The organism is Streptomyces sp. ICC4, assembly GCF_003287915.1.
Lineage (GTDB): Bacteria > Actinomycetota > Actinomycetes > Streptomycetales > Streptomycetaceae > Streptomyces > Streptomyces tritrimontium.
This window is the reverse complement of sequence record NZ_CP030286.1, coordinates 1,224,886-1,240,704: the sequence shown is the minus strand read 5'-3', so window position 1 is coordinate 1,240,704 and position 15,819 is coordinate 1,224,886. Positions and strand designations below refer to the sequence as shown.

Genomic DNA, 15,819 nt, shown 5'->3' with positions numbered 1-15,819 from the left:
ACCCGGGCCCCTCTGTCATGCGGTGTGTCAGGCCAGGGCCCAGGCGACATCACGGAGCAGGGCCTGTCGCCAGCCCGCCCGGTCGTGGCCCGACGCCGACCTGGAGATCCGCACGGTCGAACCGGCCTGCTCCGTCAGGGTCTCGACCAGCTCGCAGTGCGGGCGCATGCGCGTCTCGTGCTCTCCCAGGTCGAACGCGATCCGCAGCGTGGACGGGGCGGGGCGCTCGCGCAGGCGCGCGGCGATGGCGCCGCCGACCGGACCGCCCAGGGGGTCCGGCAGGTCCGCGGCCTCCGGCGTCCACCAGAACGACCCCGACTGGCAGGCGACGCGGGAGACCAGCTCCGGGAACTCCGTGGCCGCGTACATCGCGCTCAGTCCGCCGAGGCTCTGCCCGGCGACCACCAACCGGTTCAGGTCCGCGGGCACCCCGCACTCCGCCACCAGCGGCAGCAGTTCGTCCCGTACCGCCTCCCACAGCGCGGGCCGGCATCCGAACTCGGCCTGCCGGTCCTTGGTGGGCAGGAACACCAGCGTGGCCGGGGGCATGTCGCCGGCGTCGAAGGCCGCGTCGAAGGCGGTCACGGCCGGGTGCAGGTACAGCCAGTCGTCCCCGTCGAGCAGCAGGACCACCGGTCCGCCGCCGCCCACGGGGTGGACCCGTACGGTGCGCCGTCCGCCGAGCCGTTCGCTCGCCCAGCGGATCCGGGTGCGCGGCAGGGGCAGTACGTCGTCGGCGCCGACGGCCGGCCAGTACGGCTGGGGCGACGCGTCCGGAGTGGCGGCGATGGACCGGTCGGCGCCGGCCCGGACCGGGTTGAGCGGATCGGCGTACGACGATCCGTCATCCGCGAGGAACCGGTAGGTCACCCGGAGCCGGGCGGGCATGGGCACCTCGGCGTACCAGCAGTCCGTGTCGCGCCACCGGAGCAGCGCCACCGGATCCGACCAGCTTTCGAAATCGATGACCGTCGGGGTGCCGCGCCACAGGAACAGGGTGACCCAACCGCCGTCGCCGGAAGGCACGGACGCGGGAGCCGCGGCCGCCCAGAACTCGTCGGTGCCGGGCGTGCCGGGCAGGTCGAACGCGGCGAAGGGGCTCTCCGCGCCGTCCTCGGCCCGGACCCGTTCACGTGCGCGCATCGGTGCCTCCTTGTGAGGGGGAAGGGGAAACGTTAGGGTCTATAATTAGGCGAGCCTAACCTAAGTGTTGGGCTCTCTTCATTCCCGATCGACCTTCCCCGCGGGCACGGCACCCGCTGCCGGGCCGCGCGTCGCGCGCCCGCCGGTACCCGCCGGTCCCATCGGGCTCCTGGAGGAATCCAAGCATGAGCACCAACCCGTTCGACGATGCCGACGGCCGTTTCCTGGTCCTGGTGAACGACGAGGGCCAGCACTCCCTGTGGCCTTCCTTCACCAGTGTGCCCGGAGGGTGGACGATCGCCCTCGGGGAGACCACCCGCGACGCCTGCCTGGAGTACATCGAGTCCAGCTGGACCGACCTGCGCCCCCGGTCCCTCGCGGCGGCCGTCGACGCCTGATCCGGCCCGCCCCGGGCTGGCTGACCCCGGCGGGCAAACCCCTCGACGGCGGGCGGCTCCGCCTCGACCCGGCGCGCGTGACCCTGCGGACGGCGGCGGGGCGGTGGACGTCGGGCTCTAGGAGGTCGCACTCGCCGAGCCCGATCCGCTCGCGGTCGAGGAGGCCGCCCCGGTCTGGGCGTCACGGCAGGCAGTGGAAGCAGGGTCAGGAGAAATTAGGTTAGGCTAAGCTAAGTGAACGGCGGCCTCGTGTGGGGCCCGCGCGCACGCGGCATCGGGGGGAGGGGATCGTCATGGGCCTGCCGGCCATCGGCTCCTATCCCATGCCCGACCGCTCCGCCCTGCCCCGCGCCCGCGCGACCTGGGCCATCGACCCCGGCCGCGCCGCACTGCTCGTCCACGACATGCAGAACCACTTCGTGGGGGACCTCCCCACGGACCGGTCCCCGGTCGTGGAACTGGTGGAGAACATCGAGGCCCTTCGCGCCCTCGCCGCCGCCCTCGGCATGCCGGTCGTCTTCACGGCCGAGCCGGCCGCCCAGCCGCCGGGCCGGCGCGGTCTCGCCGCGGACATCTGGGGGCCGGGCATAGGCGACGGGACGGACGCCGCGATCATCCCGCCCCTCACCCCGCGGCCGGGCGAGCACGTCCTGGCCAACGTGCGCCACAACGCCTTCCTCCGCACCCACTTGGGGAGCCTGCTGCGCTCGGAAGGGCGCGACCAGCTCATCGTCTGCGGGGTCCACGCCCACCTCGGCGTCCTCCTGACCGCGGCGGACGCCTTCATGAACGACATCCAGCCCTTCGTGGTGGCCGACGCGGTGGCCGACTTCTCCGCCGAGGAGCACACGATGGCCCTGCGCTGGGCCGCCCGCAGCGCGGTCGTGTGCACGACCCAGACCCTGCTGCGCGACCTGCTGCTCAGCAGGGGGGCGCGAGATGTGCGCAAGGACGCGTGAGCGCGTCCCGCCGGCGGCCGCACCCCGGGCCCGGCCCGTGCCGGCGGCACCCCCACGAACAGAGAGAGAGCGCAACGACATGACCGTACGGGTCGCGGTGGCCGGTGCCAGCGGCTACGCGGGCGGGGAACTGCTCCGCCTGCTGACGTCGCATCCCGGCGTGGAGATCGGCGCGCTGACCGCGCACACCAGCGCGGGGCGTCCGCTGGGATCCGTGCAGCCGCAGCTGCCGGAGCTCGCCGACCGGATCCTCCTGGACACCTCGGCCGACTCCCTGCGCGGCCACGACGTGGTGTTCCTCGCCCTGCCCCACGGTCAATCGGCCGCCCTGGCCGCAGCGTTGGAGTCCGGCACGCTGATCGTGGACTGCGGCGCCGACTTCCGGCTGCGGGACCCGGCCGCCTGGGAGCGGTTCTACGGCTCCGCCCACGCCGGGACCTGGCCCTACGGCCTGCCCGAACTGCCCGGCGCCCGGGACGGGTTGCGGGGCGCCACCCGGATCGCCGTTCCCGGCTGCTATCCCACGGCCGTCACCCTGGCGCTGTTCCCCGCCTACGCGGCACGTCTGGTCGAGCCCGAGGCCGTCATCGTCGCCGCCAGCGGAACCTCCGGAGCCGGGCGCTCGCTCAAGACCCACCTCCTCGGCACCGAAGTGATGGGCTCCATGAGCCCGTACGGAGTCGGCGGCGGCCACCGGCACACCCCGGAGATCGCCCAGAACCTGTCCCTGACGGCCGGCGAGCACGTGACGGTGTCCTTCACCCCGGTGCTGGCGCCCATGCCCCGGGGCATCCTCGCCACCTGCTCGGCCCGGCTGCGCCCGGTCGCGGGAACCTCCGCGATCCCCTCGCAGGACCAGGTGCGGGCCGTGTTCGAAGCCGCGTACGCCGACGAGCCGTTCGTCCGCCTGCTGCCGCCCGGCCAGTGGCCCACCACGGCCGCCGTCCTCGGCTCGAACACCACCCAGGTGCAGATCGCCGTGGACCCGGACGCCCGCAGGCTGATCTGCGTGAGCGCCATCGACAACCTGACGAAGGGCACCGCCGGTGGCGCGGTGCAGAGCATGAACATAGCCCTCGGCCTGCCGGAACGGCTGGGCCTGCCCACGAATGGAGTGGCTCCGTGAGTGTGACCGCCGCCCGGGGATTCCTTGCCGGCGCAGTCAGCGCCGGAATCAAGGAGTCCGGTGATCCCGACCTGGCCCTGGTGGTGAACCGGGGGCCGTCCCGCGCCGCCGCCGGTGTCTTCACCTCGAACCGCGTGCAGGCCGCGCCCGTCCGCTGGTCCCGCCGCGCGCTCGCCGACGGGCGGATCTCCGCCGTCGTCCTCAACTCCGGCGGAGCGAACGCCTGTACGGGTCCCGGCGGCGCCGACGACGCGCGGGCGATGGCCGAGCACACGGGCCGCGCCGCGGACGTGGCCGCGGACGAGGTGGCGGTGTGCTCCACCGGCCTGATCGGCGTCCGGCTGCCGATGGACCGCGTGGAGTGCGGCATCGCCGCCGCGGCGGACCGGCTGTCCCCCGAGGGGGGCCGGGAGGCGGCCGTCGCGATCAAGACGACGGACTCGGTCCACAAGACGGCGGTGGCCGCCGGCGCCGGCTGGACGGTCGGCGGCATGGCGAAGGGCGCGGGCATGCTGGCCCCGGGCCTCGCCACCATGCTGGTCGTCCTGACCACGGACGCCGACGCGAGCGCCGAAGTGCTCGACGCGGCGCTGCGCGAGGCGGTGCGCACCACCTTCGACCGGGTGGACTCGGACGGCTGCATGTCCACCAACGACACCGTGCTGCTGCTCGCCTCGGGCGCCTCGGGCATCGCGCCCGCCCCCGGGGAGCTCACCGCGGCCGTGCACGCCGTCTGCCGTGACCTGGCGCTCCAACTGGTGGCGGACGCGGAGGGCGCGTCCAAGGAGATCGAGGTGGTGGTCGTCGGCGCGGCCTCGGAGGCGGACGCCGTCGAGGTGGGCCGCTCGGTGGCCCGCAACAACCTCCTCAAGTGCGCGCTGCACGGCGAGGACCCGAACTGGGGCCGGGTGCTGTCCGCGATCGGCACGACCTCGGCCGTCTTCGACGCGGACCGGCTGGACGTGGCGATCAACGGTGTCTGGGTGTGCCGGGACGGGGCCGAGGGCGAGCCCCGCGACAAGGTCGACCTGTCGGACCGCCGGATCACCATCACCGTGGACCTGCGCTCCGGTGACTCCCGCGCCGTCATCTGGACCAACGACCTGACGGCCGAGTACGTCCACGAGAACAGCGCCTACAGCTCGTGAGCGGGGCGGAGATGACGCGGACGAAGACGCAGATGCCGACGCAGATGCCGACTCAGACGACGGGTACGAGGACTCCGGCCGCCGTGCCGGCCGCCGAGGACCTGCCCTGGCTGGAGCAGCTTCAGGGCCGGACGGTCGTCGTCAAGTTCGGCGGCAACGCCATGGTGGACCCCTCCCTGCACCGGACGTTCGCCCAGGACGTGGTGGAACTCTGGCACGCGGGCCTGCGGCCCGTCGTCGTGCACGGCGGCGGACCCCAGATCAGCGCGCTGCTCGACCGGCTCGGCCTGGAGACGCGTTTCGAGGCGGGGCTGCGGGTGACCACGCCGGAGACGATGGACGTGGTGCGCATGGTGCTCACCGGCCAGGTCCAGCGCGAACTGGTCGGGGCCATCAACGCCCACGGGCCGTTCGCCGTGGGCATGTCGGGCGAGGACGCCCACACGATGACCGCCGTGCGACGCCCGGCCTGGGTGGACGGCCGGCCGGTGGACATCGGTCTGGTCGGCGAGATCGTCGCCGTGGACACGGCGACGATAGGCGCCCTGCTGGAGCAGGGCCGCATCCCCGTGGTCTCACCCGTCGCGCGCGGCGAGGACGGTCAGGTCTACAACGTCAACGCCGACCTCGCGGCATCGGCACTGGCCGTGGCCCTCGGGGCCGACCGGCTGGTGGTGATGACCGACGTCGAGGGGCTGTACGCGGACTGGCCGCACAGCACCGAGGTGATCGACCGCCTGACGGCCGGTGAGCTGGACGCGCTGCTGCCGGAGCTCGCGAGCGGCATGCTCCCCAAGATGGAGGGCTGCCTGCGCGCCGTACGGACCGGCGTCGCCAAGGCGCAGGTCATCGACGGTCGGGTGCCGCACGCGCTGCTGCGCGGAGTCTTCACCGAGGACGGACCCGGCACCACCGTGGTGCCGGACGACGTACCCGGGCCCGAGGGGTCCGGCGGCAGGGAGGACGGCGCGTGACCGCCGACGGCACGACACCGCTCGCCGACCGCTGGCGCGCGGTGATGATGGACACCTACGGCACGCCCCCGCTGGCACTCGTCAGGGGCGAGGGCAGCACGGTGTGGGACGAGGACGGCCGCGCGTACACCGACTTCACCGGCGGGATCGCCGTCAACGCCCTCGGGCACGCCCACCCGGCCCTGGTCTCGGCCGTGCGGGACCAGGTCGCCCGGCTCGGGCACGTGTCGAACCTGTTCGTCTCGCAGCCGGCCGTCGCGCTGGCCGAACGGCTGCTGGCCCTGCTGGACAGGCCGGGCCGGGTGTTCTTCGCGAACTCGGGCACCGAGGCGGTCGAGGCCGCGTTCAAGATCGCCCGCCGCACCGGGCGCCCGCACCTGGTCGCGACCGAGGGCGGGTTCCACGGGCGCACCATGGGGGCGCTGGCCCTCACCGGCCAGCCGTCCAAGCGCGACCCCTTCCGGCCCCTGCCCGCGGAGGTCACGCACGTTCCGTACGGCGATGCGCGGGCGCTCCGCGCGGCCGTCACGGAGCGCACGGCCGCGGTCTTCCTCGAACCGCTGCAGGGCGAGGCCGGAGTCGTCCCGGCGCCCGGGGGCTATCTGCGGGCGGCCCGCGAGATCACCCGCGCCACGGGCAGCCTGCTCGTCCTGGACGAGGTGCAGACCGGGATCGGCCGCACCGGCCACTGGTTCGCGCACCAGGCGGAGCCGGGGCTGGATCCGGATGTGATCACCCTGGCCAAGGGCCTGGGCGGCGGTCTGCCGATCGGCGCCGTGGTCGCCTTCGGTCGCGCCGCCGAGCTGCTGACCCCGGGTCAGCACGGATCCACCTTCGGCGGCAACCCGGTCGCGTGCGCGGCCGCCCTCGCGGTCCTGGAGACCATCGAGAAGGAGGGGCTGCTCGCCCATGCCGCGCGGGTGGGCGAGCGACTGAGGCTCGGCGTCGAGGCGCTGGCGCACCCCTTGGTCCGCGAGGTACGGGGCGCCGGCCTGCTCCTGGGCATCGCCCTGGCCGAGCCGGTCGCCGCGCGGGTCCAACGGTCCGCGCAGGACGCCGGGTTCCTCGTGAACGCGGCGGGCCCGGGCGTCGTACGGCTGGCTCCCGCCCTGACGCTGCCGCAGGAGCGGGCGGATGCCCTGGTGGCGGCCCTGCCCGCGGTGCTCGACGCCTCGTACGACGGGTAGCGGCGGGTGGCGGCGGGCCCGGTCCGCCGTTCCGCCCCGGGGCGGGTCCCTCACCGGGCCCGCCCCTTCGCCGTCCCGGACCTACAAGGCCCGGGACAGGACGCGTGCGCCGCGGCCGGGGTCGAGGGACAGTGCCCACTCGGCGGGCGCCAGGCTCGGGGAGGACGGGGCGAAACCGTGGCGCAGGAAGAGGCGGCCGCTGCCGGTGGTCGCGGTGAACAGGGCCGCCAGCGAACGGCCGCGCGCCCTGGCGAACGCGGCGTGCAGCAGGCGGGCGCCCGTGCCCGAGCCCTGCCGGTGGGCCGCGACGCAGAAGTTGTACAGCACGCCCGCGGCGGGGTGTTCGCGCAGCGCGACGCAGCCTTCGAGGGTGCCGTCGGGTGCTTGCGCGACGAGGAAGTCTGAGGCCCGGGAGAGGTAGACGGAGAGCGGGCGTTCGCGGAGCGCCCCCGCCTGGACGAACGGCCGGGAGAGGGCGGCGAGCGCCGGGCCGTCGTCCCGGCGTGCGGGGCGCACCGAGAACTCGGGGACCCCGTGCCACCGGGTGGCGGGGGTGCGGGACGGCAGGGTGGCGAGCGCGGCGGCAGGGGGCAGCGTGGCCGTGGTCAAGGTGTTCCTTCCTCGGTTCCGCCGTGCGCGGGTGCGCGGGTGCGGGGGTCTCCCGGACGAAGTCCGGGACGCCGGATCGGCGCGGGACCCCCGGCGGAACGGTCGAAGTAAGGTTAGCCTTACCTAGGTCGTTGGGCCAAGCCGACGCGCGCGGCGGCTACCCGCACGGACGGCCGGGGTAGGCCTCGCTCTCCGGCGTCCCCGCCTCGCGCATCCGGCGCATGACCTCCGCGAGGACCGCGTCGTCCACGTCGACGGGGATGTTGAACTCCCGGTCGAAGACCATGGAATCACCCGCGCCCGCGTGCCAGATCACCCAGCGCGGCGGCATGGCGGGCACCTCCCACAGCGGGGAGAACTGTTCCAGGACGTTCATCTGACTGCTCACAGCTTTCCCGCATCCGTCGTTTCGTGTCCGTCGACAAAGGTCGTCAGGACCTCGATGTCGCCGATCCGGGAGGGATCGACGTACCGCGGGTCGTCTCCCAGGACGACCAGGTCGGCGCGCTTGCCGGGGGTGAGGCTGCCGGCGCTGTCGTCCCACCGGCAGGCGTACGCACCGGCGACCGTGTAGGCGCGCAGCGCCTCCTCGACGGTGATCGCCTCGTCGGGCCCGATCCGCCGCCCGGAGGCGGAGGCGCGCTCGACCATGAACTGCACGGCCCTCAGCGGTGCCCCGTCGGTGACGGGGCGGTCCGAGCTGCCGACGAGCGTCACCCCGTGGTCCAGGAAACCCCGGCCCCGGTACATCCAGGGCGCCCGCTCCTCGCCCATCACGTCCGCGTAGTCGTCCCCGAAGGAGTGCAGGAAGGTCGGCTGGACGACCGCGCTCAGGCCCAGGCGCGCGAAGCGCGGAAGCTGGTCGGGGCGGATCAGCCCGGCGTGCTCGATCCGGTGCCGGGCGTCCGGCCGGGGCCGCAGGCGCTGTGCCCGTTCCAGCGCGTCGAGCGCGAGGTCGGCGGCCCGGTCGCCGATGGCGTGGACGGCGAGCTGCCAGCCGGCCAGGTGGCCGTCCACGATGAGCTGCGCGAGGCGGTCGGGGTCGTCCTGGAGCTGGCCGGTGTGGTCCGTGCCCGCGTACGGGGCGGTGAGCGCGGCCGTGCGGGCCATCATGCCGCCGTCGGTGTAGATCTTGAGTGCGCCCAGCGACAGCCAGTCGTCGCCGAACCCGGTGCGCATGCCCAGGTCCAGGGCGCGGGGGATGCCGTCGTCCCGCTGCGCGTCGCGGGGGGTCAGGGTGTCGCCCGCCGCCATGAGCTGGACCCGCAGGGGCAGCCTGCCCTGGTCCCGCAGCAGTTGGTAGGCGCCGAGCTCCACCGGGCTGTTGCCGAGCAGGCCGCCGCCGATGCCCGCCTCGGCGACGGCGGTCACGCCTTCGGCGAGGCAGGTGCGCGCCGCCCGCTCGACGGCGTCGGCGAGTTCGGCCTGCCCGTACGGCAGCCGGAGCCCGCGTGCGGCGGTCATGGCGCCCTCGGCCAGGAAGCCGTCCTGGTGCGGGACATCGGCCGGGAGCAGGGCGAGGACCGTGCTGTTCACGACGCATCCGTGGCCCGAGTCGTGCATCAGGAACACCTTGCGCCCGCGGCTGACCGTGTCCAGCTCGGCGGCGGTCAGGTGCCGTCCCAGGGCCCGCTGGTCGTAGCCCATCAGGTCAACCCACGTACCGGGCGCGGCCGTACGGGAGACCGCCTCGGCCACGACCGCCAGCACGTCCTCGACCCGCTCGCACGGGGCGACGCTCGGGGTGCTCTGCTTCAGTCCGGTCCAGGCCAGGTGGACATGGCTGTCGATGAACCCGGGCAGCACGGTGGCGCCCTGCACGTCGATGACCTCGCGGGCCGGAAGGGAGGTCACGGCCTCGTCCAGGCCGACGATGCGGCCCCGCCAGATGCCCAGGTCGCGGGCGACCGGGCGGGCCGGGTCCATGGTGAGGATGTTCGCGTTGGTCAGCCTCGAACACAGCAAGGGCAGTCCGTCCGTCGTAGGGGTCTCGGCCGCCCGATTCAACTTAGGCAAGCCTAACTGAACCCCCGGCGCACGGTCAACGCGCGTACCGCGACCCCTGCCCGGCGCCGGGATCCACGCATCCGGCAGGGGGCGGGAGTCGCTCGCGTAGGCTTGTTCTCCTTACGCGGGAGGGGCATTGAGCGCTGTCGTCTTTGTGCACGGGGTGGGCAAGCAGTATCTGAGCGAGGACTCGCTCGCGCGGGACGTCGTACCCGAACTGCTCGGTGGTGTGCGGCTCGCGGGCGGTCCGGTTCCGGCGCCCGACGACGTCGGAGTGGCGTTCTACGGGGACCTGTTCCGCCCCGCCGGCGCGCGGTCCGGCCAGGAGCCCCCGTACGACGCGGGCGACGTCGAGACGGAGGAGGAGTTCCGGCTCCTCATGGCCTGGTGGGCCGAAGCCGCCCGGACCGACCCGGGGGTACCGGATCCGGCGGAGTCGGGAACCCGCGGTGCGGGGGGCCTGCTGGTCTCGCAGGCGCTGCGGGTGAACGCGGTGCGGGCGGCGCTCGACGCGCTCACCGGCGCGGTGTTCCTGCGGGGGGTCCTCGACCGGGCGCTGATCGGGAGCCTCAAGCAGATGGCCGCGTACTTCTCGGACGACGACGTCCGCCGTGCCGCCCGGGCCAGGGTCGCGGCGCGGATCACACCCGAGACTCGGGTCGTCGTCGCCCATTCCCTCGGCTCGGTCGTCGCCTACGAGACGCTCTGCGACGAGGCGCACCACGGCGACCGGGACGTGCGCGCCCTGGTCACCCTCGGATCCCCGCTGGGCATGCGCGCCCTGGTCCTCGACCGCCTCCGGCCCGCTCCGACCGAGGGCCGCGCGGTGTGGCCGAAGCCGGTGCGGGACTGGACCAACATCGCCGACGCCACGGACATCGTGTCCCTCGTGCGCGAACTGAGCCCCGCGTACGGCGCGCGCGTGGTCGACAAGGCCGTCCACAACGGCAGCCACATGCACGACGCGACGCGCTACCTGACGGCCGTCGAGACCGGCCGGGCCATCGCGGCCGGGCTCGCACGGGAGCCACGGGCCCACTGATGCGCTACCTCATCGCGGCGGGCACGCGCCGGTACCGGGAGCATCCCGAACTGCCCCTGGTGCCCGATGACGTCGAAGCCGTGGTGGAGCTCTTCGGGTCGATGGGGTACGAGCGGGTACTGGCCTCCGTGTCGCGGGACCCGCACTCCGCCGACTTCGAGGACGCCCTGTCGGACTGGTGCGCCGCCCCGGGACTCACCGCGGACGACGTGGTCGTCGTCTACTACGCCGGGCACGGGGACCGGGCGCCCGTGGGGAACTACCGGCTCGCCTGCGCGGACACCACGTACGCCCGCCCGCGCTCGTGGCTGTCCCTGCCCAGCCTGGCCGAGGTGCTCGCCACCTCCCCCGTGCGCAACGTGCTGTTCATCGTCGACGCCTGCCACGCGGCGGCCGCCGGCGCCGAGATCGGCGCGGTGGCCAACGCCATCGTGGCCGGCCGGGGACGCGGGGAGGCGCTCGGCTCGGGCACCTGGCTGCTCGCCTCCGCGCGCCACCGGGACGCCGCGGTCGACGGCGCCTTCGTCGCCGAACTGGCCAAGGCCTGCGGGCAGGGGGAGGGCCCGTCGCAGCGCCACCTGGCGCCGGGGACCGTCGCCGACCGCGTCAACCGGTCGTTCACGGCGTCCGGACTGCGACAGCGGGCCGCGTGCTCCTCCGTCGACCAGGCGGAGCCGCCGCCCTTCTTCCCGAACCCCTCGTTCGACCCCGCGGCCGAGGTCACCGGCGACGGGCCCGTCAGCGGGGACACCTCCGACCTCTTCTCCCATTTCGAGCCGCGGGGGCGCGGGGTGGAGCAGGTGTACGACCCGGGGTCCTACTTCACGGGCCGGGAGCGGGCCCTGAGCGAGGCGCGGGCCCACCTCGCGGGAGAGGGCGGCGCGGGGCTCCTCGTCGTCACCGCGGACCCGGGCTCGGGCAAGTCCGCCGTACTGGGCCGCCTCGTCCTGGACGGGTGCACCGACGCGTCCGTCAACGCCCACCACCAGACCCTGGACGCGCTGGTGGCCCGGCTCGCGGCCGCGGCGGACGTACGGGCCGCCGGCCCCGCCGCCCTGTTCGCGGCCCTGGCCGACCGCCGTACGCCGTTCCGCGTCGTCGTCGACTCGCTCGACGAGGCCGGCCCGGGCGGTGACAAGGCCGAGGCGCGCCGCATCGCCTGGGAGCTGCTGCGCCCGCTCGCGGGGGTCGCCTGCGTCCGGCTCGTGGTCGGCTCGCGGCGCGAACTGCTGCCCCACACCGGGGACCGGGTGCCCGTCATCGACCTCGACGACAGCGCGTACGCCGAGGACACGGACACGGCCGAGTACGTCGCCCGGATCATCTGCGACACGGGCGCGCCCTACCGGGACCGGCCCGGCGTCGGGCGCCAGGTCGCGCGCGAGGTGGCCCGCCGGGCCGGACGCTGCTTCCTCGTCGCCCGCATGACCGCGAGCGCGCTGCTGCGCGGCCGGCCCGTGGACACCACCGTGCCGGGTTGGGCGGAGCAACTCCCCTCGGACGTGGGCGGGGCCTTCGAGACGTACCTCCAGCGGCTGCCGGCGGGGCGCTACGGCTCGACGATGGCGCTGCTCACGGCGCTGGCCTTCGGCGAGGGCAACGGACTGCCGCGCAAGATCTGGGTGCGGGTGGCGGCGCGGCTGTCCGGCCTCCCGCTCACCGAGGCGGACGTGGACGTGCTGCTGGAGGAGGACGGCTCGTACCTGGCCCATGCCGAGGTGGACGGGACGCGGTACTTCCGGCTGTACCACCAGGAACTGACGGACCACATGAAGAGCCGGGTGCTCAAGCACCGTGATCTCGCGGACGTCCAGGAGTGCTTCGTCGAAATCCTGCTGGGCCTGGTCCCGGGTCCGGGCCCGGGCGGCCCGGTCCCCGAGCGGGACTGGCCGCGGGCCCACCCCTATGTCCGGGCCCACCTGGCGACCCACGCGGCGGGTTCCGGGGCGCTGGACGACCTGATCGAGGACGCGGCGTTCGTGGTGAGCGCGGAGCGCTCGACGCTGCTGCCGGCGGTGCGGCACGCGAGGCGCAACCCGCTGCTGTCGATGGCGGTCGAACGCTACGGCTACCTCCTCGCGGGCCGGGCTCCCGACACCTCCGCCGACCCGGCCGGCCTGCTGGCCTTCGTGGCCGGCACGTACGGGCAGGAGGCCCTGGCCCGCCAGGCGGAGGGACTCTCGGCGTCCTTGGAGTACGTCCGTGTCGAGCCCCGCGCGATCACTCCGCACCGGGTGGTGGGACGGCACGACGGTGACGCGTACGCGATCAGGTCGATGAATCCGAACTGGACGATCGAAGACCTCGTGCTGCGCAACGGGGGGAGGGTGGTGCTGGCGGCTCCGCCCCGGGAGCCCCACGTGCACGTCTGGCTGCTCGACGATCCGTCCCAGTCGACGATCCTTCCCCACCCGGCGAGGGTGGTGGGCCTGGCGCTGCTCACGGACCGATCGGGGGGTTTCGAGGCGGTCACCCTCGACACCGAGGGCACGCTGCGGATCTGGGACGTGGAGCACCAGACGCTCGCCCGGTCCCTTCCGGACACCGGCTTCGAGTGGCTCTTCGACGCCGGGTTCCTCGCGGACGGGACAGCCGTCGCCGTCGTCGGGAACAGCGAGCGCGTGGCCGTGCTCTCCCTTCGGTCGGCGGAGCTCCTCGTGGAAGTGGACTGCCCCACTCCGAAGGGCCGCAGGTGGCACGACGAAGCCAGGGCCTCCGCCTGTCTCAGCCATGACGCGGACGGCCGCGTCAGCCTGCTCACCTGTGACGGGGTGCGGGGCCGGGTCGTGCTGCACGCGTTCGAGGGGGAACGGGTCGAGAGCGTGTTGCTGGAGGGTCTGACGCGCCCCCTGCTGATGGATCACCTCCACGGGCCGAACGGAACCCTCGCGGCCATCGCCGTCCCCACTGTCGAGATCACCCTTCTCGACCCGGGGTCGGGGAAGAGCAGGTCCATGCCGTTCGGAGGTTCCGAATGGCAGGTGCATTTGGCTGGATTCGCGTACGGCAGCCGTGCGGATCCGGTCCTTGTGGCGCAAGATCACGATCGCTTGCTGATCACGGACTTCGACGGCCCGACCCGGTGGACCGAGGCCGAGGACAACGGGGCGTCCGGCGCGATGCTCATGGCGCCCGTGACACACGAAGGGCGCCTCTACGCGCTGGTGGACGGCTTCGGGACCCATCCGTCCATGGTGGTCGACTGCGTCTCGGGTGACACGGTCGGCCCGCTGCTCCTGGGGCACGAAGGCGCTGTGTGCGGCTTGCGTCTCATCAGTGCTCCGGGAGCCGACGGACCCGACATGCTGGCCATCGGCAACGACGGAACCGCCAGGCTCTGGTCGTGGGGAGTGCACGAGGCGGGGACAGGAGGGACGCGATCCGGGATCGCCGATGGGGAGCTCCGCCAGATCGAACGCCTTCTCTCCTGGACGCAGGACCCCAGTGCGGCCCTGGCTCTGTCCGGAGGCTCCTTCATGAGGTTCGAGTCGCCCCTCGACGGCCGGAGGCCGAAGGGCGGCCCGCTCTCCTCCGCCGAGGCGGTCCAGCCCGGATATCGCCTGGAGGAGGAGGACTGCTTCGAAGATCCTGACGGTACGCTCCACTTCCTCGCCTGGGAATACGCGCCGGTCGTGGACGAGGCGGATGCCCAGGTGCCCGACGGGTCGCAGCGGCGGGTTCCGCTCTCGTTGCGCGTCTGGCACCGCGTTCGACCCGGAGGGTCCGTCGAGAGCACGTCCATCGATTGGCTCCTTCGTGGGGAAGACGACTCCCGCGGACAGCTCCTTCCGCCGGCCACCGGGCAGCCGCACAGCCGCGTCGTCGGATTCGATGGTGTGCACACCCGTGTGCGTCTCCTGAACGCTCCTGACGAGTCGTCGGAGTGGGTGAACCTCCCGTGGACCGTCGATGCCGAAAACGACTACGTCTGCTCGACCGTGTTCACGGTGCCCTCGGGCGACACGGTTCTCCTGGCGGGGTCCAGAGGGGTACAAGGAAGGGACCACAGCGTGGGTGGGCGCCTTCCCACGAGTGGCGCCGTCGATTCCGGTGCGGCCGGTGTGGATGCGGACGGGGAGAAGCCCCCGACGCTGGCCCGCATGTGGAACGTCGCCACAGGAGCTCCGCACGAGAGCCGAGAGCTTGAGCTCGCGCACGATGTCGTCCTGCTGGTGCCCGATCACGGTGCGGCCGGAACCCGCTGGGTCGCGCAGTACGGCCGAGACGGTGCGGCATCGGTCATCGATGTCGCGGGAAAGCGCCAGTACGCGGTCAGCCGGCCGAGCTCCACCACCAGGTCATTCCACGGGCCCGCTCACCCCTTCGAGCTCGGGCACTCCTTCTTCCTCCGCTGGGCCGTCACGGCAACGGGTGTACCGGTCCTGCTCTACCTGGACAGGGGCCGCCCGAGCGATGCGATCCCCGGTCCCGTGTCCGTATGGGATTCCGCTTCCCCCGACACGACCGGAAGCCTGCCCGTCCCCGCGACCCGCCTGCTCTGGACCGGGACAGCGCCCAGTGGTGAGGCGCTCGTCGCGGTCAGTGACGGGCAGGGGGTGGCCCTGTGTCATCTGCCCAGCTGCGAGAAAGTCTGGTCCGCGCCGCTGCCCGCGTTGGTGACCTCGCTGCGGGCGCTGCCGGGGAACCCGTTCCTCGACCTCGCCGTCGGGACCCAGCAGGGAGTGGTGTTCCTGCGCCCCCGGCTCTCCGCCGCCTGGCGCGAGCGCCTCGGCGTGGTCAGTGGCCGACCGGGAGTCCCGTCGGTTCCTTGATGCGCTTCATGATGATCTGGGAGTTGACCTCCGTGACGCCCGAGAGGGCCGTCAGCTTCTCGATCCAGAGGCGCTCGTACGCGCGGAGGTCCGCCACCGCGATGCGCAGGAGGCAGCCGGGGCTGCCGAAGAGGCGGTAGGCCTCGATGATGTCGGGAATGTCCTGGAGGGCCGCCTCGAACGCCTCGACCGCCTCGCGGTCGCGGCGGACCTCCACGGAGACCAGCACCTCGAAGCCGCGGTCCACGGCCTCGGGGGAGATCACCGCCCGGTAGCCCTGGATGACCCCGTCCTGTTCGAGCTGGCGCACCCGGCGCATGCAGGGGGAGGGGGTCAGGCCCACGCGCTGGGCCAGCTCCTGGTTGCTGAGCCGGCCATCGGCCTGGAGCTCGCGCAAGATTTCTCGATCGATCGCGTCCATGGCGCAATTATCGGCTATCCAGTATTGCGTGTG

The 15,819-nt window shown here is 73.4% G+C and carries 13 protein-coding genes; 8 read left to right on the top strand and 5 right to left on the bottom strand.

Annotated features, from left to right (window positions below):
- Positions 1-27 precede the first annotated feature (27 nt).
- Positions 28-1,143: an alpha/beta hydrolase-fold protein gene (locus DRB89_RS05670; RefSeq protein WP_112447077.1), complete on the bottom strand. Its 1,116-nt coding sequence runs from the start codon at positions 1,141-1,143 to the stop codon at positions 28-30.
- A 185-nt stretch (positions 1,144-1,328) separates the two neighbouring features.
- Here DRB89_RS05670 and DRB89_RS05665 point away from each other — a divergent pair, with 185 nt between their 5' ends.
- The 6 genes from DRB89_RS05665 to DRB89_RS05640 all read left to right on the top strand — a co-directional run bounded on the left by DRB89_RS05665 (position 1,329) and on the right by DRB89_RS05640 (position 6,935).
- Positions 1,329-1,541 (top strand): MbtH family protein, encoded by a 213-nt coding sequence (locus DRB89_RS05665; RefSeq protein WP_112447075.1) that lies wholly within the window; start codon positions 1,329-1,331, stop codon positions 1,539-1,541.
- A gap of 293 nt (positions 1,542-1,834) precedes the next feature.
- The gene (locus DRB89_RS05660) at positions 1,835-2,500 is read left to right on the top strand and encodes an isochorismatase family protein (RefSeq protein ID WP_204357642.1); all 666 of its coding nucleotides are present in this window, start codon (positions 1,835-1,837) and stop codon (positions 2,498-2,500) included.
- Positions 2,501-2,579: 79 nt separating this feature from the next.
- Positions 2,580-3,626 (top strand): N-acetyl-gamma-glutamyl-phosphate reductase, encoded by a 1,047-nt coding sequence (gene argC / locus DRB89_RS05655; RefSeq protein ID WP_112447073.1) that lies wholly within the window; start codon positions 2,580-2,582, stop codon positions 3,624-3,626.
- Positions 3,623-4,774 carry a bifunctional glutamate N-acetyltransferase/amino-acid acetyltransferase ArgJ gene (gene argJ / locus DRB89_RS05650; protein WP_112447072.1) on the top strand — a complete coding sequence of 384 codons (1,152 nt, stop codon included), beginning with the start codon at positions 3,623-3,625 and terminating at the stop codon, positions 4,772-4,774. Before argC ends, argJ begins: the two co-directional genes overlap by 4 nt.
- 44 nt (positions 4,775-4,818) lie before the next feature.
- Complete coding sequence (gene argB / locus DRB89_RS05645; RefSeq protein ID WP_112453215.1) at positions 4,819-5,748, top strand: acetylglutamate kinase; 930 nt, start codon at positions 4,819-4,821, stop codon at positions 5,746-5,748.
- Complete coding sequence (locus DRB89_RS05640; RefSeq protein WP_112447070.1) at positions 5,745-6,935, top strand: acetylornithine transaminase; 1,191 nt, start codon at positions 5,745-5,747, stop codon at positions 6,933-6,935. Before argB ends, DRB89_RS05640 begins: the two co-directional genes overlap by 4 nt.
- A gap of 81 nt (positions 6,936-7,016) precedes the next feature.
- Here the strand turns inward: DRB89_RS05640 and DRB89_RS05635 are convergent, their stop codons facing one another.
- The 3 genes from DRB89_RS05635 to DRB89_RS05625 form a co-directional block, all read right to left on the bottom strand.
- Positions 7,017-7,451 (bottom strand): GNAT family N-acetyltransferase, encoded by a 435-nt coding sequence (locus tag DRB89_RS05635; protein WP_204357991.1) that lies wholly within the window; start codon positions 7,449-7,451, stop codon positions 7,017-7,019.
- Positions 7,452-7,701: 250 nt separating this feature from the next.
- On the bottom strand, positions 7,702-7,932 hold the full coding sequence (locus tag DRB89_RS05630) for a hypothetical protein (RefSeq protein ID WP_162688476.1): 231 nt from the start codon (positions 7,930-7,932) through the stop codon (positions 7,702-7,704).
- On the bottom strand, positions 7,929-9,509 hold the full coding sequence (locus tag DRB89_RS05625; protein WP_112447065.1) for an amidohydrolase: 1,581 nt from the start codon (positions 9,507-9,509) through the stop codon (positions 7,929-7,931). Before DRB89_RS05625 ends, DRB89_RS05630 begins: the two co-directional genes overlap by 4 nt.
- A 178-nt stretch (positions 9,510-9,687) precedes the next feature.
- Between DRB89_RS05625 and DRB89_RS05620 the strand changes: the two genes are divergently transcribed.
- On the top strand, positions 9,688-10,593 hold the full coding sequence (locus DRB89_RS05620) for a hypothetical protein (protein WP_112447064.1): 906 nt from the start codon (positions 9,688-9,690) through the stop codon (positions 10,591-10,593).
- Entirely contained in the window at positions 10,593-15,365 is a 4,773-nt protein-coding gene (locus tag DRB89_RS05615; protein ID WP_112447062.1) for a caspase family protein, read from the top strand. The genes DRB89_RS05620 and DRB89_RS05615 overlap by 1 nt, the downstream gene beginning before the upstream one ends.
- Here DRB89_RS05615 and DRB89_RS05610 read toward each other — a convergent pair.
- The gene (locus DRB89_RS05610) at positions 15,331-15,786 is read right to left on the bottom strand and encodes an Lrp/AsnC family transcriptional regulator (RefSeq protein WP_112447060.1); all 456 of its coding nucleotides are present in this window, start codon (positions 15,784-15,786) and stop codon (positions 15,331-15,333) included. The two genes, DRB89_RS05615 and DRB89_RS05610, sit on opposite strands and share 35 nt — an antisense overlap.
- Positions 15,787-15,819: the final 33 nt, after the last annotated feature.

Excerpts from the sequence above, each read along its gene's own strand:
- DRB89_RS05615 (WP_112447062.1), top strand. The coding sequence starts at position 10,593 with ATGCGCTACCTCATCGCGGCGGGCACGCGCCGGTACCGGGAGCATCCC.
- DRB89_RS05670 (WP_112447077.1), bottom strand. The coding sequence starts at position 1,143 with ATGCGCGCACGTGAACGGGTCCGGGCCGAGGACGGCGCGGAGAGCCCC.
- argB (WP_112453215.1), top strand. The coding sequence starts at position 4,819 with ATGCCGACTCAGACGACGGGTACGAGGACTCCGGCCGCCGTGCCGGCC.
- DRB89_RS05665 (WP_112447075.1), top strand. The coding sequence starts at position 1,329 with ATGAGCACCAACCCGTTCGACGATGCCGACGGCCGTTTCCTGGTCCTG.
- DRB89_RS05610 (WP_112447060.1), bottom strand. The coding sequence starts at position 15,786 with ATGGACGCGATCGATCGAGAAATCTTGCGCGAGCTCCAGGCCGATGGC.
- DRB89_RS05660 (WP_204357642.1), top strand. The coding sequence starts at position 1,835 with ATGGGCCTGCCGGCCATCGGCTCCTATCCCATGCCCGACCGCTCCGCC.
- argC (WP_112447073.1), top strand. The coding sequence starts at position 2,580 with ATGACCGTACGGGTCGCGGTGGCCGGTGCCAGCGGCTACGCGGGCGGG.